Annotated in this window: 19 protein-coding genes and 1 tRNA gene; 10 read left to right on the top strand and 10 right to left on the bottom strand. The window is 63.1% G+C overall.

Features of this window, described 5'->3' with window-relative positions; all coding sequences use genetic code 11:
- Positions 1-43: 43 nt before the first annotated feature.
- Positions 44-721, bottom strand: coding sequence for a Crp/Fnr family transcriptional regulator (locus tag EK416_RS02005; RefSeq protein WP_127075785.1), 678 nt, complete (start codon positions 719-721; stop codon positions 44-46).
- Between the two features lie 370 nt (positions 722-1,091).
- On the opposite strand from EK416_RS02005, the gene EK416_RS02000 reads away from it, so the two are divergent.
- Positions 1,092-1,838, top strand: coding sequence for a TorF family putative porin (locus EK416_RS02000; protein WP_127075783.1), 747 nt, complete (start codon positions 1,092-1,094; stop codon positions 1,836-1,838).
- Between the two features lie 107 nt (positions 1,839-1,945).
- Here EK416_RS02000 and EK416_RS01995 read toward each other — a convergent pair whose 3' ends face one another.
- On the bottom strand, positions 1,946-2,590 hold the full coding sequence (locus EK416_RS01995) for a DNA-3-methyladenine glycosylase family protein (RefSeq protein WP_127075781.1): 645 nt from the start codon (positions 2,588-2,590) through the stop codon (positions 1,946-1,948).
- On the bottom strand, positions 2,590-3,804 hold the full coding sequence (locus EK416_RS01990; protein WP_164729811.1) for a glycosyltransferase family 61 protein: 1,215 nt from the start codon (positions 3,802-3,804) through the stop codon (positions 2,590-2,592). The genes EK416_RS01995 and EK416_RS01990 overlap by 1 nt, the downstream gene beginning before the upstream one ends.
- 243 nt (positions 3,805-4,047) lie before the next feature.
- Here EK416_RS01990 and EK416_RS01985 point away from each other — a divergent pair.
- Positions 4,048-4,123: transfer RNA gene (locus EK416_RS01985), tRNA-Asn, on the top strand.
- Positions 4,124-4,180: 57 nt separating this feature from the next.
- Here the strand turns inward: EK416_RS01985 and EK416_RS01980 are convergent.
- Positions 4,181-4,618, bottom strand: a complete 438-nt coding sequence (locus EK416_RS01980; RefSeq protein ID WP_127075777.1) for a molybdenum cofactor biosynthesis protein MoaE — start codon at positions 4,616-4,618, stop codon at positions 4,181-4,183.
- A 94-nt stretch (positions 4,619-4,712) separates the two neighbouring features.
- On the opposite strand from EK416_RS01980, the gene mog reads away from it, so the two are divergent.
- Positions 4,713-5,234 (top strand): molybdopterin adenylyltransferase, encoded by a 522-nt coding sequence (gene mog / locus EK416_RS01975; protein ID WP_127075775.1) that lies wholly within the window; start codon positions 4,713-4,715, stop codon positions 5,232-5,234.
- A gap of 200 nt (positions 5,235-5,434) precedes the next feature.
- Here mog and EK416_RS01970 read toward each other — a convergent pair whose 3' ends face one another.
- Positions 5,435-6,025, bottom strand: coding sequence for a Dps family protein (locus tag EK416_RS01970; RefSeq protein WP_127075773.1), 591 nt, complete (start codon positions 6,023-6,025; stop codon positions 5,435-5,437).
- 200 nt (positions 6,026-6,225) lie between these two features.
- On the opposite strand from EK416_RS01970, the gene EK416_RS01965 reads away from it, so the two are divergent.
- Positions 6,226-7,668 carry a LutB/LldF family L-lactate oxidation iron-sulfur protein gene (locus EK416_RS01965; protein WP_127075770.1) on the top strand — a complete coding sequence of 481 codons (1,443 nt, stop codon included), beginning with the start codon at positions 6,226-6,228 and terminating at the stop codon, positions 7,666-7,668.
- Complete coding sequence (locus EK416_RS01960; RefSeq protein ID WP_127075768.1) at positions 7,661-8,371, top strand: LutC/YkgG family protein; 711 nt, start codon at positions 7,661-7,663, stop codon at positions 8,369-8,371. Before EK416_RS01965 ends, EK416_RS01960 begins: the two co-directional genes overlap by 8 nt.
- Before the next feature lie 336 nt (positions 8,372-8,707).
- Here the strand turns inward: EK416_RS01960 and EK416_RS01955 are convergent, their stop codons facing one another.
- Complete coding sequence (locus tag EK416_RS01955; RefSeq protein ID WP_245433911.1) at positions 8,708-10,171, bottom strand: patatin-like phospholipase family protein; 1,464 nt, start codon at positions 10,169-10,171, stop codon at positions 8,708-8,710.
- A 330-nt stretch (positions 10,172-10,501) separates the two neighbouring features.
- Here EK416_RS01955 and EK416_RS01950 point away from each other — a divergent pair, with 330 nt between their 5' ends.
- Positions 10,502-11,707: a hypothetical protein gene (locus EK416_RS01950; protein ID WP_127075766.1), complete on the top strand. Its 1,206-nt coding sequence runs from the start codon at positions 10,502-10,504 to the stop codon at positions 11,705-11,707.
- A 131-nt stretch (positions 11,708-11,838) separates the two neighbouring features.
- Here the strand turns inward: EK416_RS01950 and EK416_RS01945 are convergent, their stop codons facing one another.
- From EK416_RS01945 to EK416_RS01930, 4 genes are all read right to left on the bottom strand, one after another.
- Positions 11,839-12,090, bottom strand: coding sequence for a hypothetical protein (locus EK416_RS01945; RefSeq protein ID WP_127075764.1), 252 nt, complete (start codon positions 12,088-12,090; stop codon positions 11,839-11,841).
- Positions 12,090-12,932, bottom strand: a complete 843-nt coding sequence (locus tag EK416_RS01940) for a DNA/RNA non-specific endonuclease (protein ID WP_127075762.1) — start codon at positions 12,930-12,932, stop codon at positions 12,090-12,092. The genes EK416_RS01945 and EK416_RS01940 overlap by 1 nt, the downstream gene beginning before the upstream one ends.
- Positions 12,933-13,094: 162 nt before the next feature.
- Entirely contained in the window at positions 13,095-13,487 is a 393-nt protein-coding gene (locus EK416_RS01935; protein WP_127075760.1) for a hypothetical protein, read from the bottom strand.
- A gap of 490 nt (positions 13,488-13,977) precedes the next feature.
- Positions 13,978-14,514: a septal ring lytic transglycosylase RlpA family protein gene (locus EK416_RS01930; RefSeq protein WP_342634620.1), complete on the bottom strand. Its 537-nt coding sequence runs from the start codon at positions 14,512-14,514 to the stop codon at positions 13,978-13,980.
- Positions 14,515-15,024: 510 nt separating this feature from the next.
- Here EK416_RS01930 and EK416_RS01925 point away from each other — a divergent pair.
- From EK416_RS01925 to ribD, 4 genes are all read left to right on the top strand, one after another.
- Positions 15,025-16,560, top strand: coding sequence for a hypothetical protein (locus tag EK416_RS01925; RefSeq protein ID WP_127075758.1), 1,536 nt, complete (start codon positions 15,025-15,027; stop codon positions 16,558-16,560).
- A gap of 184 nt (positions 16,561-16,744) precedes the next feature.
- Complete coding sequence (glyA, locus tag EK416_RS01920; RefSeq protein ID WP_127075756.1) at positions 16,745-18,046, top strand: serine hydroxymethyltransferase; 1,302 nt, start codon at positions 16,745-16,747, stop codon at positions 18,044-18,046.
- A 38-nt stretch (positions 18,047-18,084) separates the two neighbouring features.
- Entirely contained in the window at positions 18,085-18,564 is a 480-nt protein-coding gene (gene nrdR, locus EK416_RS01915; RefSeq protein WP_127075754.1) for a transcriptional regulator NrdR, read from the top strand.
- On the top strand, positions 18,561-19,754 hold the full coding sequence (gene ribD, locus EK416_RS01910; protein WP_127075752.1) for a bifunctional diaminohydroxyphosphoribosylaminopyrimidine deaminase/5-amino-6-(5-phosphoribosylamino)uracil reductase RibD: 1,194 nt from the start codon (positions 18,561-18,563) through the stop codon (positions 19,752-19,754). The genes nrdR and ribD overlap by 4 nt, the downstream gene beginning before the upstream one ends.

Here is a 19,754-nt window from a genome sequence, read left to right as displayed (position 1 = left end):
ACCGATAAAGAAGGGTGGGCGCGTGCGGAGCTGCCGTCTGTGACTAAGTCACAGAACCGTGATCGCTTGAGCGCGCGAAGTCGAAAAGTGCGCTGTCAGCCGGAACGGAAACAAGCCCCCGCCCGATCTTGAGCCAGCCCCGGCGCTGGAATTCCTGCAATTGTCGGCTGACCACCTCGCGCGCCGTGCCGAGTTCGGTCGCGAGTTGCTGATGCGTCGCCTCGACGTCGCCATTCGCATTGCGAAGCTGTGCAAGCTTCTGCGCGAGCCTGATGTCGACCCGCGAGAAGGCAATCTCGTCGATGATACGGAACAGGTCGGTGATGCGGTCGCTGAAGGTCTTGAAGACGAAGCGTCGGAACGGAGCCGACAGGGCGATGAGATCCTCGAACGTCGCGCGCGGCGTGGCGACGGCTTCCACGTCGGTCTCGGCGACAGCCTCGGCGCGGTAATCCTCATAACCGAGAATGCAGGCCGTCGTCAGCGCGCAGCTTTCGCCCGCCGAGATGCGATAGAGCACGATTTCGCGCCCGTTTTCCGAAACCTGCTGAACGCGGACGCTGCCGCTCAACAGGATCAGAAAGCTGGACGGCGCCTGACCCGGGCCGAAAATGCGCGTGCCTTCAGGCAGGGCCACAAGCCGACTCTCATTCAGGAGCCGCGCGCGAAGGGTCGCAGGAACTTCTTCGAGGGCCGGGAATCGGCCGATCCAGTCGCTCATCGAGATTCGTCTTTCTCCGGCAGGACAAGCATGCCGCTGACCCGCAATCAGCGTCATTAAATAGAAATTTCCGTTGCCTTGCGCCGGTTTAGATCAAACCTCGGTGCGTAAATTCTAGGCACGAGCCCTCACTGCTCCGGTGAAGCTGGTGAAAATATAGGCATCGTCACACAATTGCAACTCTCGGAGAGCTTCGAACAAGGAGTCGTTATCTCGTCGTTGCGACCGCCCTATAGCCGCGCAATAGTTCAGCTGGGTGCATATGGGCAATTAGAGACGGAGTGTATATAAAGTGGCACTTGGGGGTGTTTCGAAAATTGGGGCGGGCTTGCTGGCTGGCGCGGCGCTTGCTCTTACTACAACGACGGCGATGTCGGCCGACCTGTACAGCGGCGGCCTGAAGGATGGCCCGGTTGCGGTCAACCCGTTCACGTGGTCGGTCTGGGCCGGCGTCACGACCGACTACCAGTTCCGCGGCATCTCGCAGAACCGTCGCGATGCGACGTTCCAGGGCGGCGCTGACGTGTCCTATGGCATCTTCTATGCCGGCACGGCACTTTCCGGCGTGAACTTCGATTCCAGGTATAATAACAATTTGCAGGTCGACTCGAACCTCGAAGTCGACTTTTACGCGGGCGTCAAGCCGGTGTGGAACGGCATCACCTTCGACTTCGGCGTCATCACGTACAACTACCCGAACCAGTTGAAGGGTACCGCCGACCTCAACTTCGTTGAGATCAAGGCTGGCGCCAGCAAGACCATCTGGAGCGATCTGACGGCCGGTGTCACGGCTTACTATTCGCCGGACTACACGGGCGAGGTCGGTGGCGCGTGGGCCGTTGAAGGCACGCTGTCGAAGCCGGTCTACAAGTATGCCGACGTCGATTTCACGCTGAGCGGCACCGTTGGCCATCAGTTCTTCGACGAAGAAACTAAGTACGGTCTCAATGACTACACCTATGGCAACGTCGGTTTGACGGCCGCTTACAAGGCGTTCTCGGTCGACTTCCGCTACTGGAACACAACCCTCGATAAGGGTGAGGCCCCGGGCGGTGCAGACACGTCTTATGCCCAGGCCGGTTCGGCTTTTGTCGCAACCGCGAAGGTTACGTACTAGTCGCTTCCGCGACCCCTTCCGAACTTCCGAAAAGGCCGGGGAAACCCGGCCTTTTTGCTGCGTGCTCGATTCTCATGAAAGCCGCTCCGTCCTGGCCAAACGACGCGCTAAACCGGCGTGACGAGCTTCCCGCCCTTGCGGACCTTGTAATACGCCCATAGAAGCCGGGCGGCGGCGCTGCGCCACGGCGTCCACGCATCCGAAATCTCGCGCAGCGCCCGTGTCGAAGGCCGCGCGGGGAGGTCGAACGCGAGCCGCATCGATTCCTGCAGCGCAACATCGGCCGCCGGGAAAATATCGGGGTGTCCTGCCGCGAACAGCAGATAGACTTCGGCCGTCCAGGGCCCGATGCCCTTGATCGCCGAAAGCTCGACGATGGCGCGCCCGGCGTCCATGGCTTCGATGGCGGCAAGGTCGAGGCCACCGGAAAGCGCCGCCTCCTGAAGCGCGCGCAACGTGCGCATCTTGGGCCTCGAATACCCCGCTTCGCGCAAGATCGTGTCGTCCGCCGCGGCGAGCGTCTCGGCGGTGATATCGCCCAGCGCGCCCTCAAGCCTGCCGTAGATCGCCCTGCCCGCCGCCACCGAAATCTGCTGCCCGGTGATGACGAAGACGAGGCCCCTGAAGCCCCGGTCCAGCCAGCGCACGGGGACGACGCCCGCCGATTCCCGGAGCGGCGCGAAGACAGGGTGCGCACGCACAAGCTCTTCGATGTGCCCTGCGAGATCCTCGTCGGAGCGGATGAAATGCATCAGGACGGCGCTGCTTCGACGGCTTCGCTGAAAGGTTCTGCCGCGGCGCTTGCAAGAATGTCGGACAGAAGCGTCTCCCTGATCCGGAAACCGTCCCTTCTGTTCTCGACAGGCCCGGCGAGACAGACCGCGTAGTCGTGCCCGACGAGCTGCGACATGAGCCAGAAATCGTAGCTCGCGTTCTTGACGCGCCGCCCGTGCGCATCGAGATCGGGAAAAAACTCCCGAACCTTCGTTCCCGGCTTCGCCCAGGCGATATGCGCGAGCCCCGCGCCGTGCGGCGCGACGATCGCCTCTGCATTGCGGAACAGCGCCACCTGGCGCTCGATGGGGAGCTTGCCGAGCACCAAACGCTCGAAACCGAAGGCTTGCAGAATCGGCAACAGTTGCTCCTCGTTGAGCACGCGCCGCAGACGCGCATCGTTGCGGCTGATATAAAGGCGCTTCGGATCGTCCGGCCGCTGCGAGCCGCCAGCCACGAAACGTCCGAGATCGTCAAGCAGCGCAAGTGCCAATGGCGACTGTAATCCGCGCGGATTATGGGGCACAGGCACGTCCGCCAGAAGGCGCGGCACGGTCGCCGCGTCGGCGGGGCCGAGAGCCTCGACAACGCCGATGCCGTAACGCTCCTTCAGATATGCCAAGGTGCGGTCCTGAAACGGGCTCGGAGTCGCGTTGACGAGAAGTCCCGGCTTCTCCGCTGCCCTTCCGCTTTCGAGGTAGGCGAGCAACGGCAGGATGTAATTGCAAAGCCAGTGGAAGATGTGGCCGCGCGCCGGCACGGGCGTCATCAGGTTGAACCACGGGCGCTCGGCCGACAGGGCGCGCATGCGGTGCGGACGCGCGCGAAGGCCGCTTACCCAATTGTGCCGCGGCCGAACGGTGAGCAGCAGGCCATCCTTGATCATCGCGCCCGCCCAGCCGGTCACGATGACATCATCGAGCGTATAAATGTGGTCGGTCAGTTGCAGCGGTGACGGTGGAACGAGGCCAAGCGTCCGGTGCACATCCGGCAGCGGGGCCTCGACGCGGACCGACGGCAGAGCGATATCGCCGGACGCCACATCCCCGATGGGTACCGGCTCGACAGGAAGCAGCCAGCGACGCTGGAGCGCCGGGAAAAGCCGCGCGGCCTGATCGGACAGGATGTAACGCAGGCTTCGCGCCGTGAATTTTCCACGGTGTATCCGGCCCTTATATTGAAGGGATACCATCGTTCGGGCTCCGCATTTTTCGCGTGCATAAGCATAAGGCCACTGGCGCGCAAGCGATTTCCGGGGAACCCCGCGCCTTTGAAGACACGCAGGCACCGTCCAGGCTCCCGCCGCCCCCGCCTTATCCGACACCCTTCTGGCGATGGCTGGAAATTCCCGCCCCAAAACCGGAAAATGTGCTTGTGCGACCGGCATCATGTGTTATGTAAACGAAATGCGGACGCCACTCGCGCTGTTCGCTATTCCCCGGTAGCTCAGTCGGTAGAGCAAGCGGCTGTTAACCGCTGGGTCGCTGGTTCGAGTCCGGCCCGGGGAGCCACTCTCCTGTTTCTTCTGATGTTTCAGGACGTGGCTTCGATAAGGCCGGCTCCATGTGTCATCGCCAACGGTCGGCGCGGGCATCGTCGGTCTGGTGCGCATCCACCCAGCGCCCGCCCTCGTTTCCTTCCTCGAATTTCCAGAACGGCGCGTCGGTCTTAAGCCTGTCGATCAGGAATTCGCAGGCCGCGAACGCTTCCGCGCGATGCCGTGCCGCCACCCCCACAAAGACGATGATTTCGCCGGGCATCATGCGGCCCACGCGATGCACGATGCGAACATCGGAAAGCGACCAGCGCCCCCTCGCCTCCGCTTCGAGTAAAGAAAGCGCGCGCTCCGTCATCCCCGGATAGTGTTCGAGCGTCAGTGCGAAAAGCGTGCCGCCTTCGTCGCGAACGAGACCGACGAAGGTTGCGATGGCACCCGTACCACCGGCGCGGGCGAGGTGGGAGATTTCCTCGCCCGGATCGAACGCGTCGCTCTGTACCCGGATCATCTGGCCTCCTGACCAAGGAACCGCGCGCAGGTGCGGACGGCTCCTGGAAGCCTTATATAGGATCGGCAATCGGCCACTACCGGGGAGACAGCCTATGATTCCTATCGGCATCGTCACCGTTTCTGACAGGGCATCACAAGGCGTCTATCGCGACGAAGGCGGTCCGGCAATCGAGGCTTGGATGTCGCGCGCGCTCGTCTCGCCATGGCGGCCCGAAAGGCGTCTCGTTGCCGACGAGCAACCGCACATCGAGGCGGTGCTGCGGGCGCTTGCCGACGACGACGGGTGCGCGCTCGTCGTCACCACGGGCGGCACCGGCCCCGCTCCGCGCGACGTCACGCCGGAAGCGACAGCCGCCGTGTGCGAGAGAATGCTTCCGGGATTCAGCGAACTGATGCGCCGCGAGAGCCTGAACGCGGTGCCGACGGCGATCCTTTCGCGGCAGACCGCCGGGATTCGCGGGCGAACGCTGATCGTAAATCTGCCCGGCAAGCCCGCCGCCATCGACGTCTGTCTTCGCGCTGTCATGCCGGCGATCCCGTATTGCATCGATCTCATCGGCGGCGGTCGCCTCGAAACGAACGCCGACGTATGTGCCGCCTTTCGCCCGCGCTGAACCGATCAGACTTGATCGACCTGATCGGATGCGACTCTAGTGGAGCGAATTTGACATTTGAGTCCCGGTGGCTGCGCGCTCTCGCTCAAATGTCAAATTCAAAAGCTCCACTAGAATCATGATGTTGCTAGTGGTCTTTTCGATTCCGACATTTGCTCGCAAGCATGCTGCAAACGGATGCAAATGTCGGAATCGGACCACTAGTCGAGGCGTGCCGCCACGAGATGCTCGGACAGGAACCACACCTGCTGTTCATGCAGGCGTATCAGGTCGCTGACGAGCAGGTCGTTCGTGCCGTCGTCACCCGATTCGGCGGCAATTTTCGCCCCCTCGCGAGCTTCCGCAAGAATGTGCCGGTGCGCTTCCAGCAAACGCGATATCTGTTTCGCGGGGTTCTCGCGCCCCTTGGGCGGACGGCGGATCATCGTCATTTCGGCCACGTCGGGCGCCATCGCCACCTGCACGCCCCCAAGCCCGCTGATGCGCTCTGCGATGGTGTCGACAAGCTCGTTCTGCTCGCCATAGTGCTTATCGAAAAGCAGATGGAGCTGGTAGAAGGTGGGGCCGCTCACCTGCCAATGATGCTTCTTGTACATGTCGCGCAGCGTGATCGTGTCGGCCAGCACCTGATTCAAGGTCTCGATGCTCTGCGCGCGCACATTCTCCCCGAGCGCGATGGGAAGGTCCGTCAGCGTGCCCCAGGGTTGTGTCTCCTGCCCCTTGTCCAGATCGAGATGCGGTTGCGCTTCGGGGGCGCGGACGACGTGCTTTGCTGCGTATTTGTCGCTCATGGCGGATATTGCCTCGTTCGTTCGGTAAGTTCCCCGGGAGAAGCTCGCAAAGGTTGAAATGTTCCGGCATGACCACAAAGCTCGCCCGACTGGCGGCAATGCCGTGCCCGCATGGATAAGGAAAATTGATCGAGCCTTAGACAGATATGTCTTGCCGCGCTTGCGCGTTTCGTCGTTATGGGCGCATATCCACGGTCGTCATGGAACAAACGAGCCTGCATTTCAGGGAGAACGCGGCGCGCGCGCTCACCGATTCCCGCCTTCAACGCGCGCTGGGCAACGTCAAAACGGGCTTCATCCTGAAGCGCGCAGCCGCTCGCGCGGCGTTACCAGAGTTCGACGCGCTGCGCGACGAAGCAACGGCCATCAAGACGCACGTCATCGGCCACCTCGATATTTATCTGGAAGAATACGAGCGCCGCGTGCTGGCCTCGGGCGGCCACGTCCATTGGGCGCGGGATGCCGCCGAGGCCCGCGACATCGTGCTCGCCATCTGCCGCGAAGCGGGCGCGAAGACCGTCACCAAGGGCAAGTCCATGGTGTCGGAGGAGATCGGCCTGAACCCCGCGCTCGAAGCGGCGAACATTCGGCCCGTGGAAACCGACCTCGGCGAATACATCATCCAGCTGAGGGGCGAAACGCCGAGCCATATCATCGCGCCGGCCGTGCATCTGAACCGCGACCAGATCGAGGGCGACTTCCGCTCCGCGCATTCAGACCTGCCGCCAGAGCGGGATCTGTCGGAGATCGTGGACCTTGTAGGCGAGGCGCGAACGGTGCTCCGCCAGAAGTTTCTCGCCGCCGACGTCGGGATCACGGGCGCGAATTTCCTCATCGCGGAAACGGGCAGTTCCGTCATCGTGACGAACGAAGGCAACGGCGACCTGACCCAGCTTCTGCCGCGCACGCATATCGTGGTCGCGAGCATCGAGAAGCTCGTGCCGACGCTCGAAGACGCATCCACCATCCTGCGCGTGCTCGCCCGCTCCGCCACGGGGCAGGAAATGACGAGCTACACCACGTTTTCCACCGGGCCGCGCCGCGACCAGGATCCGGACGGCCCCGACGCCTATCACGTCGTGCTGCTCGACAATGGCCGCTCGGAGATGCTCGGCACCGATTTTCAGGACATGCTGCGCTGCATCCGCTGCGGAGCCTGCCTCAACCACTGCCCGGTATATGGTGCGGTCGGCGGCCATGCCTATGGTTCCGTCTATCCCGGCCCGATGGGCGCGGTGTTGACGCCGCATCTTGCAGGCATCCATGACGCAGCACATCTGCCGAACGCCTCCACTTTTTGCGGGCGCTGTCAGGCTGTCTGTCCGATGCATATCCCCTTGCCGAAGATGATGCGTCACTGGCGCGAACGCGATTTCGCCCAGCAGTCCGCGCTCGCCGCGCCGAAGCTCGCGCTCAGGGCCTGGGCCTTCCTCGCGAAGCGGGCGGGTTTCTATCGGCTCGCAACAGCGGCGCAGGGGCGTCTGTTCTCGCTCATTCCTCGCTCGATGCTGACGAAATTGCCGTTGACGAAGGGCTGGACCGCTTTCCGCGCGATGCCGAAACCCGCCTCGCGCCCCTTCCTCGTGCAGTGGCAAGCGCGGGAACAGGAAAAGCAGCGTCTCGAAAGGCTGCATCATGGCTGAAAAAATCTCGGCTGGGGAGACGGGGAGCGCGCGCGACGCGATCATGGCGCGCGTCCGCAAGGGGCTTGGCGTGCGCGGCGACGAGCCGGGGCGGCGCGGCGTGGTGCAGACGAGGCTTCGCAATCCCGCCGCCAACCTCATTCCGGAGCGAGCCAGAGGCACGAAGCCGGAACTCGTGAAGCAATTCCAGACCACGCTCGAAAACGGCGGCACCGGCGTCGTCCGCGTCCGCACCTACAAGGGCGTGCCCGAAGCGGTCGCGGCGGCGCTTCGCGAACGCAATCTGCCAAGCCGCGTGCGCCTTGGCAGCGATCCGTTCTTCAGGACGTTCGAGGCCGAGCCCGGTCTGCTCGAAATCCTCGGCGGCGCGGCGGAGGCGACCGACCCGATCGGCTTGAGCCATGCCTTCGCAGGCGCTGCGGAAACAGGAACGCTGTTCCTTGCGTCCGGGCCGGACAACCCTTCGACACTCAACTTCCTGCCCGAGCACCATTTCGTGCTGATCGACGCGGGCGACGTCTTCGGCTCCTATGAGGAATGCTGGACGAAGTTGCGCGGCGTCTATGGTGCAGGCGTCATGCCCCGCACGGTCAACCTCATCAGCGGCGCGTCGCGCACCGCCGACATCGAGCAGACCATCGTGAAGGGCGCTCACGGCCCGAAAAATCTCGTGGTGTTCATCGTCGGCTCGGCGCGCGAGTAGCGCGCCCGCGTCCCGCGCGCGATCCTTTTGCGCCGACCGGCAAAGGCGTAGCCCCTCTCCCACAGCACCCGCTTCGGGCACACGGTGCAGTTTGGTGCGCCGTTGCCACACACCTGTCATGAGACAGCGCGATGCTGTGATCTTGGAGGCTCGATGAGATACCTCCGGGAAGGGCCCGGCCAAACCCCGCACCGGGCTCTTCCCCGCCCATAGCGGTTGATGAAGTCGCGGCGCCCATGGCTTTGCTTTTGGCCGCTTCCTGGAGCGCGACCGGAAAGCGAGAAGCGGTTTCCCAACAAGATGCGCGTCTATCGGAGATAGGGCGCGCTTGAGAGGCTAGAAAGTCGCCATGAACTCGCGGTAGCCGGGGTTCTGCCGGAGGAGGCTTCCTGCCGACGAGATGAGCAGATCGACATCGTCCTTCGGCAGCTTGAAGCGCGTCGGGATCTTTTCGAGGCGCGCGCGCACGGACGCCTCGCGCATCTGGTCGAAGCTCACCTTCGACACGGTGAGCGTGAGATCGCGGCAATCCCAGCCCTCGGTCGTACCGCGATACGAAACCACTTCCGGCGGCGTCAGCCCGCAGCGATATTCGATCATGCGGTCGCGCCAGCTTTCCATCTGCGCGACAAAGGCATCGTAGGCCGCGCGCACATTCGCATCGACAGCCGTATCCGAGACGGCCTGAATGAGGTCCATCAGCTCCGGCGACTCGGCGCTTTTCGCGAGATCGCCTCCGGGCGGGCGCCCGGCGTCCACGACCACGAAGAGGAAGCGCTTGAGGTTCACCACCTGCTTCGGCGTCAGCGGCTCATAGGGTTTGGTAGCCGCCGCGAGTTCGAGCACGAAGCCGGAGAGGCCGAGATTGTCGGTCATGCCGCCGTCGAGGAGCTTCACGAACTGCACGTCGCTTTTCTCGCGGTAGCGCTTCAGCGCCCCCGCCGACGCGCGAAGGATCGCAGGCGCGCCAGCCCGATCGGCCGAATAGGTCCAGTCCGGCATGTCGAAGCGGCAGCGGTCGGCATAATTCTCGATCACGATCGGCGCGAACACGAAAGGCACCGCCGCCGACGCGGCGACGGCTTCGGAAAGCGGATAGCGGCGCAGATCGGAGCAGAGCGCGCCGAAATTCGTCTGATTGTAGATGAAGGTCGTCCGGTTGTAGATGTCGGACGCGTTGATCCAGAGCTGCGGGCGTCCCGGCTTCAGCACATCCGCGAAGGTCGCGCCTCGAAACAGGTTCTTTTCAAGCCATGTCGGCAGGCCCGAGCGGTCGTTCACGCCGCCCTTGGCGAGCAGCATCAGGTTCGGCAGGTTGACCGAGGTCGAAAGCGACGCCTCGACATCCTGCACGAGAAAACGCCTGCGGAAGTCTGCGAAGGTGTCGCGGCCCTTCAGCGCGAAATACGCCGCCGTGACCGAGCCGCCCGACACGCCCGAAACGAGCGAAACCTGATCGATGAGCGGCTGCGGACCGGCCTTCCCGCGGGCTTCCGTGCGGGCGAGTTCCTGTAGCACGCCGAACGCGAAGGCGCTGGCGCGCGTGCCGCCGCCCGAGAAGCTGAGGCCGATCACGGTGTCCGACTCCCCGCTGGCAACGGTGGGGCTTGCGGTCTGAACATAATTGCCCGCCTCGGCGGCCTCCGCGCTGTCGGTCAGCGCCGAGTTGATCGGAGCGTTGCGGATGCTGAGCCCCGCGCAGCCGGAAAGCGCGACAGCGGCTCCGAGACACGCAGCGGCGGCGGCAAACACACGAACCCGCGCGGAAACTCCGGCACGAATGGCAAAAAACGGCGGCAAAATCGCTACCCTCTTGCGCCTCTCAAAGGCATTGGCCGGTCTCGCCGACCGGCTTCACCGTTCCCGGACCCCGCGCCGTTTGCGCGACGGAAACGAAATCGTCAGCCTAGGGAGGTGCATCACGGACACGTCCAAAATGTGGCGTCGCACAAATTCGGTCAGCGCGGGGCATGGCTCGGGGCTTATAGGAAGGGCGGGTGTTTTCGGATGTCTCGGATCGCCCTTTCGGGTATAGTGGGGCCGATGACTAAGCCGTTCTCATGGTTGGATCTTTCGCGTTGGCGAGGGTTTCCCCGCGCATGCGTCTGCGCGCTCGCGCTGGCTCTCTCATTGACCTTTGTCGCAACGACTTATGCCCAAACGCCGCTGCAGGAGGCGATAGCGCGCCTTTCTCCGCAGCAGCAGGGGATCCTTCGCGCCTACGAATCCGCGCGCATCGCCTACGCAAAATCGGTTGACGCCTACTGGAAGCGCGTGGAGCTGAAGCGCAAGCGCCGCAAGGCGAAAATTGCGCGCTCCCTGCCCCTGACGCTCGACGATTACGTGGCCGAGCAGCCACCCGTCTATAACGGCCCGAAGCGCCCGGCCGAGATCATGGCGATGCTTCCGAAGCCGCCGAAGCCTCCGGTCACCGAAGCGCCCACGCCGATTCCGGTCGTCTCGGATTTCCTGCGCGAGGCAGAGGCGACATACGGTTTTCGCCCGGATCGCGTGCCCGAAGACGATTTCATGATCGCCTATGCTCTGGAGGCGGTTAAACTCGGCCTGAGCCGCGATCAGGTGGTGCGCGTCTACGCGCTGGAGACCGGCGGCATGGGTACGCACGATCTCCAGTCCGGCTATAATCCGAGAACCGGCCGGGCCGCCTCGACGGCGCTCGGCTATGCGCAGCTTCTTGCGGCCAATTCCATTGAACAGGTCCGCAAGGAGGGCGATGAGTTCGCCTCCCGGCTCGAAAGGCTGGCGCAGGAACCCGGCATGCCACGCGCAAAGGCGCAGTCGCTGCTTTACAAGGCGGCGCTGGTGCGCCGCATGAACGCCGACGCCCGCCGCGTGCGGGACGGCTGGGCCGCGCATGTGGAATACGCCAAGACGCCGAGGGGGCTCGCCATGCACGCCCTCAACCTCGATGGCGATATCGGGCCGTGGATGCAGGTGGTGAAACTTCGCAGCGTCGTCGAATATGCGCGAAAGAAGGGCCTCGGCAGGCTCACGGGCGCGCAACTCGAACTCATGAACCTCGCTGGACCCGGGAGCGGCTTCGAAATGCTGGTGCCGCCCGGCCGCGACATGCCGACGTCAAACTTCTTCGAGCGCGGCGGCTACGAGAGGAACCCTGTCGTGCACGACAGGACAGGCGCGGAATTGCTGGCGAAGCTCGATGAGATCATGGATCGCAACATCCAGAAGCCCGGCGCGCAGAAATTCGCGGCTATCTTCGACCGCATTCAGCGACGTCTCGCGCAAGGCGGACACGCGCAGAGCAGCACGGCCGAGCAATCGCCGCTCTCGTTCATCAATCCGTTCTCGCGGTGACGAACGGCGGAGCGCCGACAGGCGGGCCGGTGCGCCGACGAAGACGGGAGCCTTCGGTCTGAACGTGTCGGCGACCATTCCAGATAGAGATCGAGTTACCGGCTTGACGCCCCTTTGGGAACAGCTTGCGGTTACGCGAAAGGGTTCTTCACTTTCGCGGGAGGCTCGGCTGACGCGACCACGACGGGCAGATCGCCGCCGGTCTCAAGCTCTTTCACGATCCGGTCCACCGTCTCCTTCAGAACCTTTGCAGCCTGAAGCCCGGCACGGTCGCGCGTGATCGCCAGCGTGCCATACACTGCAACGCGATCCTCACGATTCTCGATGGTGAGCCCTCCGAGCGTGATCGCGTCCGTTTCGTTCCTGAAAGGCGAAAAGTTCATCATTGTCTCCGGCCGGCCGCCTCGGAGGTCTGGAGCCGGCACCCGAAATGCGGCTTGGGTCTCGGAAGGATCATAGCACGCCGACGCGCTGCGCCGTCAAGTTGCGGGAACACATCGACACCAACCTTGGACTCAAGCTCGTCGATCGAGAGCGCCTCCCACGCCTGGCTGTCATCGTTCGGCGCGAAGTAGGCGGCTGCCGCGTTGCGCGACGGGACATAGACGGCCTTGAAGATATGGGTGGGGACCAATACCCTGCCCTTCAGGCTTTCGAGTTCCGCGCCGAGAAACGCCGGGCCAGTGACGACATACACGATCTCGCTCTCGGCGATGGCCCGCACAGCGGACTCGATGCCCTCCCATAGAACTTCGTTGTTGCAAGGATGCTGCGGGATCATGTTCGCGAGCGAAAACGACTCTTCCTGCGCCTTGCGCGTCGACATATCGCCGTTGGGGGCCATGTGGCCACGGTCGTAGCCGCTGCGCTTGTAGTCCGACAGCTCGGAACGAACCTGCGACGGCAGCATCGTTTCATCGTGGAAGCTGTTCGAGCTGATGCGCGTGAGCGTTTTGGCGGCGGTGATGCGGGCGGGCGTCAGCATCTCGGCGGCCCAGAGCGGCGTTCGCGACACACCCGAATAGAGCACCGCGATTTCAGAGAAGCACAGGCCGTAGGTTTCCCGCGCGAGCTGTTCGCTCTTGATGGCCGGGAACCCGCCGCGATAGAGCTGCGCGTCGCAGCCTCGTTCCTGCGCCTGCCCCTGCGTCCCGATCTGGACCGAAGCGAGAAACACGAAAAGAAGGGTCGACAACCCGTTAGCGCGGAGGAGAAGCGAAGCCATGGGCAACCCTGGAATAAGAGCATGAGTCTTCTCCGGGGTACGCGATTCGCGGGTAACGCCCTATGGGTTGCACGAATAAAGTGCAGCTTGTCCCGCGCCTTCGCGGGCAAAAAAAATGGCCGGAAGTCCGGCCATTTCATGAGGGGATTTGCGTCCAGATCGCTATTTGCAGGATTTCGCGAGCCCGTCGAGCACGGTCGAGGCGTCCTCATCCATTTCGGAGTCCATCACGTATTTCTCGAAGTCCGGCCCGAGTTTCTTGGCGCCGTCCTGCATCTCCTTGTCGAGCGCTTCCAGCTTCTTCTCGTCCTTCTTCTCCGCGGCGGCCGTGAAATCGTCCTGAAGCTTCACGAGCTTGCAGAACTGCGTCGTCTTCGCCTTGTCGGCCTTGATGCCGTCGACGACCTTCTGGATGTCGGCCTTGGTCGCCTTGGGCGCTGCGGGCTCTTCCTTCTGCGCCGGTTCGTTCGCGGGCTCCTGCTTCTGCTGCGCGAACGCGGGCGTGATGGCAAAGGCGGCTACGACCGCGATGGCGGCGGCGAGTTTCGTGTTCATGAAAACGGACTCCTGAACGGGATGGTTCTTGGGGTGCAGCGAAATCGAAGGCTGAAATTGCGTGACTTGTTGGCCCCGATCCTTGCCAAGAAATGGCGGCGATTTCGCGACTCCCAAAATGAATTCTTGTCAACTTTTCCAGATCGACCAGCGTGAGCCGGAACGTCGTTCTACGGCAGGACGATGGGAGGATAGAACCGAACCTGCACGCTCGTCGGTGGCGGAGCGCCTTCGGGGAAAGCGCACAAAAGCGGATTGACCGCGAAAAAGGGCGGAGAAAGCGGCTTGCCGAGGAACTGTTCGCGCGGCCGCTTTCGCCGGAGGCCTGCTAGCGGAGCGAATTTGACATTTGAGTCCCGGTGGCGGCGCGCTCTCGCTCAAACGTCAAATTCAAAAACTCCACTAGAATCATGATGTTGCTAGTGGTCCTTTCGATCCGCCATTTGCTCGCAAGCGTGCTGCAAACGATGCAAATGTCGGAATCGGACCCCTAGCGGGACGCCAACCTGCGCCGACTGCTGCCAGCGTGGCGCGACCGCTTGCCAGACTTCGCGTAACGCGCCTTGCCGCCCGCCTTGGCGTAACGGGTGTTGCGAACCCGCACGGTGCGGGTTGTCTCGTTCGACCGGACCATTTTGATCGGCTCGCGCAGTTCCGCGCTTTTCACGGTGCGGCTGCTGCCATAGCTCACGACTTCGAGGCAGACCGGCGCGAGACCATCCATGCCGAGCGCGTTCTTCGCGCCGGTGGACAGATCGATGATGCGCCCGCCCACGTATGGACCGCGGTCGTTGATCCGGACGGTAATGCTGCGCCCGGTCCGCTGATTGCGGACCACGACACGAGAGCCGAACGGCAGGGTCTTGTGAGCTGCGGAAATGCCCATGTGATTGTAGGCTTCCCCGTTCGCGGTGCGCGAGCCCTCCGAGTAGGTGGAGGCAATGCCGCACTCGGCAAACGCTTGCTGGCTGGCAAAAGACATCGCAGCCATCAGGACAACCGCACGGATACGCTTCACGTTGTTCATCACAACCTTTCCTTGTCAACTTCCGACCGGCGCGATTGAGAGGGTAAATAAGGCGTAAATTGGGAAGCACCCGGCGATTGGCTGGCATGCATAAATTGCATGCACTCCGGTAAAGGCACATGATCCGCCAACGGAAACAGGCTGTTAAAATTAGAAAGACGCCCGTTAATCTTTTTAAATGTAACGGCTTATGTCAGAGCCTGTAAAAAGTTTTCTCCATTTGACAGACAGGGCCGCAAGGGTTTGTGCGTCAAACCGGCGCACGAATGTTTAAGACTTAAACGGCATCATTTTCGAGGGCGCTTTCGACGAGATTTTCGATTTGCGCCCATAAAAAATGATCGACGGGCATGCGCCGGCAAGTGACCTGCGGGACACACACAGTCCGGTTGTGAAAGGCTATCCGAGCGATCAGGGCCGAAATCGGCGATGACTTGCGGCTTATTGGAAATAGCGCCTTTTTAGTGGGTTCCCTGAAATTTCAGTCAAGTAAAAGCCGGGAGAACTTGTATGAAGTACTCACCCGCGAGCATGAGTGCGGTTTCCCTCGGGCTGCTCTCGCTTCTCGCCCTGTGGCTGGTAATCCAGCAACACCCCGTGCCCGTAAATCTCGCCCTGATCCTCGGCCTGTTTTTTGCGCTGCTTCTGCCCGCCGTCTTCGTGATCGTCCGCAATCAGACGCGCGCCGACCGGCTCCGCACGGCGGCGCTCATTCGCGAAACGCTGGATCCCGGCCCTCGCACCGACCTCTATTTTGAGTTTCTGAAACGCAAATATCTGACGCGCGAGGACGAGGCGCTGCTGAAACCTCAGCCGACACCTGCGCGCCATCCCTTCACAACGCTGAACGACTGGGTGATTTCCCTCGCCTGCATTCCCTTTGTGCTCTTCACGGCTGCCGGCTTCTTCGTTCTCTTTCTGCCTGCCAACCAGCTCCCGGATATCCTCGGCGGGTCTCTTGGCGCGAATGTCCTGAGTGTCGGCGGTCTCGGCGCTCCGTCGTCGAAGGATTACGAAGACGTCGTGACCATCGCCTCGCTCGCCTTTGCCGGTGCCTACCTGTACAGCGTCCGTCTTTTAATGAAATCGCTGATCTCGTTCGATTTCTCGGTGATTACGCCGCTGCGGGCCTTCTTTCACATCCTCTTCGCGGTCATGCTCGCGGTGGTCGTCTGGCGCGTCGCGCCGGAAGCGAAAACAGTGTCCGCGCTGATCGCGACGCCGCAGCAGATCGCAGCCGAGCAGAAGGCGCATCCCGCCGTGGAAACGCCTGCGGCACCCGTCCCCGCTCCGCTGCCCAAAATCTGGCTTCTGTTCGCCTTCGCCATCGGATTCGTGCCGGACGCGGCTTTCACCTGGGCGGCGCGGCGAGCCCGCCTCACCCTCGACAACCGCTATTCCGGGTCGAAACACAGCGCAATTACACCGCTCACCGTCATCGACGGCATCGACTTCATGACGTCCTATCGCCTCGAAGAGCGGCGCATCGCCAATGTGCAGAACCTCGCGACCGCCAACCCCATCATGCTCCATGTCGAGACGCCGTTCTGCGTCTTCATTATAATGGACTGGATCGCGCAGGCGCAGCTCTGCGCCGCCGTCGGTCCGCAGCGCTTCCTTCTCTTGAGGAAGCTCAATCTGAGAACGATTTTCGATCTCGAACACGCTGTCCTCGATCCGGCTGCCCCGATGGGGCTCAAGCACATGGTGGGCTCTGTCCTGCTCGCAAATGACGGCAAGACCAACGTCATGCGCGACTTCGGTATCCGCCCGCTCGAAGCCACCTATCGCGATTTCGACAAGGCGCTGTCGTCCTGGGTCAACATCGAGGTCATCGAGCATCTGGTTCGGGTGATCCTCGACGATCTGCACGTTCAGCGCCTGCGGCAGGTCTGGCAGGACATCGAAGCGTCGATGCATGTCGAACCCCAGGCGGAGCAGCCCCGCCCGCAGCTCAAGATCCCGGCGTCGCCCCCCTCCCCTCGCTCCAACGGCTATTCCAACGGCATTGGCAACGACCGGGAATATTCGCGCGTTTCGGAGTGAGTCCGTAAAGCCGTCATAGAGAGACTATAATGTGACGCCGCCCGGCCGTGTTTGCCTGGCGGCGTTCCGCGTCCGAATGCGCGGTCGGAGAGCGATCCGTACGAAATCAGCCCCTTTGATTGCAATCTTGCCGGAAGTTCCTATACTGCCGGCGCGCAGCACCCCATTGCCAGTCAGAGGCCGTATGTCCACCGCATCTTCCGCCGTCGCATCGTTTTTTTCCGCGCCGCTTTCCGACGCCGATCCCGACATCTATAAAGTGCTCGGCCGCGAGCTTGAACGCCAGCGCGATGAAATCGAGCTGATCGCGTCCGAGAACTATGTATCGCGCGCCGTGATCGAGGCGGCGGGCTCGGTTCTTACCAACAAATATGCGGAAGGCTATCCGGGCAAGCGTTACTATGGCGGCTGTCAGGAAGTCGACGTCGCCGAGGAACTGGCCATTGCCCGCGCCAAGCAGCTTTTCGGCTGCGATTTCGCGAATGTGCAGCCGCATTCCGGCAGCCAGGCCAATCAGGGTGTGTTTCTCGCGGTCCTGAAACCCGGCGACACCATCCTCGGCATGGGCATCGACATGGGCGGCCACCTTACCCACGGCGCAGCCCCGAACCAGTCGGGCAAATGGTTCAACGCCGTTCATTATGGCGTCCGCCGCGAAGACGGTTATATCGACTACGAGCAGGTCGAGCGGCTTGCGAAGGAGCACAAGCCGAAGCTGATCATCGCGGGCGGCTCCGCCTATGCACGTCAGTTCGATTTCAAGCGCTTCCGCGAGATCGCGGACGAAGTGGGCGCGCTGCTGCTCGTCGACATGGCGCATTTCGCGGGATTGGTCGCGGGCGGCCAGCATCCGAGCCCGTTCCCGCACGCGCATTTCGCCACGACGACAACGCACAAGACGCTTCGGGGCCCACGCGGCGCCATCATCCTGACGAATGACGGCGACCTCGCAAAGAAGGTCAATTCGGCGATCTTCCCCGGCCTTCAGGGCGGCCCGCTGATGCATATCATCGCCGCGAAGGCCGTGGCTTTCGGCGAAGCCCTGAAGCCCGAATTCCAGCAATATGCCAAGGCCGTGGTGGATAACGCGAAGGCGCTCGGCGTGGCGCTCAAGGAAGGCGGCGTCGATCTCGTCTCCGGCGGCACCGACAATCACCTGCTGCTCGTCGACCTGCGTCCCAAGGGCCTCACCGGCAAGGCCGTGGAAGCCGCCCTTGGTCATGCTCATATCACGGTCAACAAGAACGGCGTGCCCTACGATCCCGAGAAGCCGACCATTACCTCGGGCATTCGCGTCGGATCGCCTGCGGGCACCACGCGCGGCTTCGGCGTCGCCGAGTTTACGCAAATCGGTGGCCTGATCGTAGAGGTGCTGGAGGGCCTGAAGGCTGGCGGAGACGCCGCCGCGAAGGCGCAGGAAAAGGTCAAGGCCGAGGCGCTGGCGCTGTGCGGGCGCTTCCCGATCTATCCGGGCATCAAGGCGTAAGGACAACGGCGGAGAGTCCGCCAGAGCAGGCCAGACCAATGCGGTGCCCAACTTGCGGTGCGCTCGATACCCAGGTGCGCGACAGCCGCCCGTCAGAGGACCACACGGCGATCCGGCGGCGGCGCTCGTGCGCAGAGTGCGGGGCGCGCTTCACCACGTTCGAGCGCGTCCAGCTTCGTGAGTTGACGATCATCAAGCGGAGCGGGCGGCGCGCGCCGTTCGACCGCGAGAAGCTCAGGCGCTCGATCGAGATCGCGACCCGCAAGCGTCCCATCGGGGAGGATCGCATCGAACAGTTCGTGAGCGAAGTCGTGCGCAAACTCGAAATCTCGAATGAGTCGGAAATCCCCTCCGAAACAGTGGGCCGCCACGTCATGGAGGGACTGAAGGCGCTCGACGGCGTGGCCTACGTCCGTTACGCCAGCGTCTATCGCGACTTCAGCGAGGCGAAAGACTTCCACCGCGTGCTTGGCGAGCTTGACAGCGCAGCATTCGCGCGCACCGCGGACGACAAATGAACGAGCCTGCCGCATCTTTCAACGCAACGTCGGTGACGGCGTCGGATGAAGCCCCGCCTCTCCCTCTTTCCTCGACCGTCATCGAGGCGCTTTGTCGTCGCGCTCTTTTCGTCGCCAGGACCAATATCGGCGCGACCTCGCCGAACCCGAGCGTCGGCGCCGTCGTGGCCGACATCGCCACCGGCGAGGTCATCGCCAGCGCGGCAACCGCGCGTGGAGGCCGTCCGCATGCCGAGGTTCTCGCTCTTCGCGAAGCGGGCGAGCGGGCGAAAGGCGCGCTGATCGTCACCACTCTCGAACCGTGCAGCCATTTCGGCGCGACCCCGCCTTGCGCGCATACGATCGTGGATGCGGGCATTTCGCATCTGATCTACGGCTCGCTCGATCCCGACATGCGCGTCGCGGGCCGGGGGCTGACCTACGTGGCGCAGCATGGCGTTCGCGCGATACGCGGCATCGCCGGTTTCGTGCGCGATTGCGACTGGCTGAACCTCGGCCATTCCTTCCGCGTCACCGAACGGCGCCCTTTCGTACAGGTGAAGCTCGCGGTCGATGCAGAGGGCTTCGTTCCCCGCGGGAACGGCAAGCCCGTGTTCATAACCGGCGATGTGGCGCGCGCGGCGGCCCATCTCCTTCGCGCCCGCGCAGACGCCATCCTCGTCGGCCGCAAGACGGTCGAAGCGGACGACCCCGAACTTACCTGCCGCCTGCCGGGCCTCGACGACCGCTCGCCGGTTCGCGTGGTGCTGGCGTCGCGCTGCAATGTCCCTCCCGCGGCAAAACTCTTCGCCAATGAACGCCCGCCGGTGTGGATCGTCTGCGGCGACTCATCGGAGGGCGCGGCTTTCTTCGGGCGCGCCGGCGTGCGCGTTCTCGACATAGGCGCGTCGCTCGCCGGCCGCCTCAACCTCCGGCTCGCGATGATGCGGCTCGCCGCCGAAGGCATCACGCGCCTTCTCGTTGAGGGCGGCCCGTCCACCGCGCGCGGCTTCATCGACGCCGGGCTTGCCGACGAAGTCATCATCATGCACGGCGCCCGGACGCTCGATCCGCAGGCGGGCATGCCGCCTTTCGGCGACCGCGGCCTCGATCTCGTTGCCGCCTCGCCCCAATTCACCCTGTTCGACAAAAGAAAAGCGGGCACGGACACGATTTCCATTTATCGCTCAACCGCACACTGGCAGAATTGA

The sequence above is a fragment of the Rhodomicrobium lacus genome (assembly GCF_003992725.1).
Lineage (GTDB): Bacteria > Pseudomonadota > Alphaproteobacteria > Rhizobiales > Rhodomicrobiaceae > Rhodomicrobium > Rhodomicrobium lacus.
The sequence above is the reverse complement of the archived record's forward strand: the minus strand, read 5'-3'. Positions and strand labels throughout refer to the sequence as shown.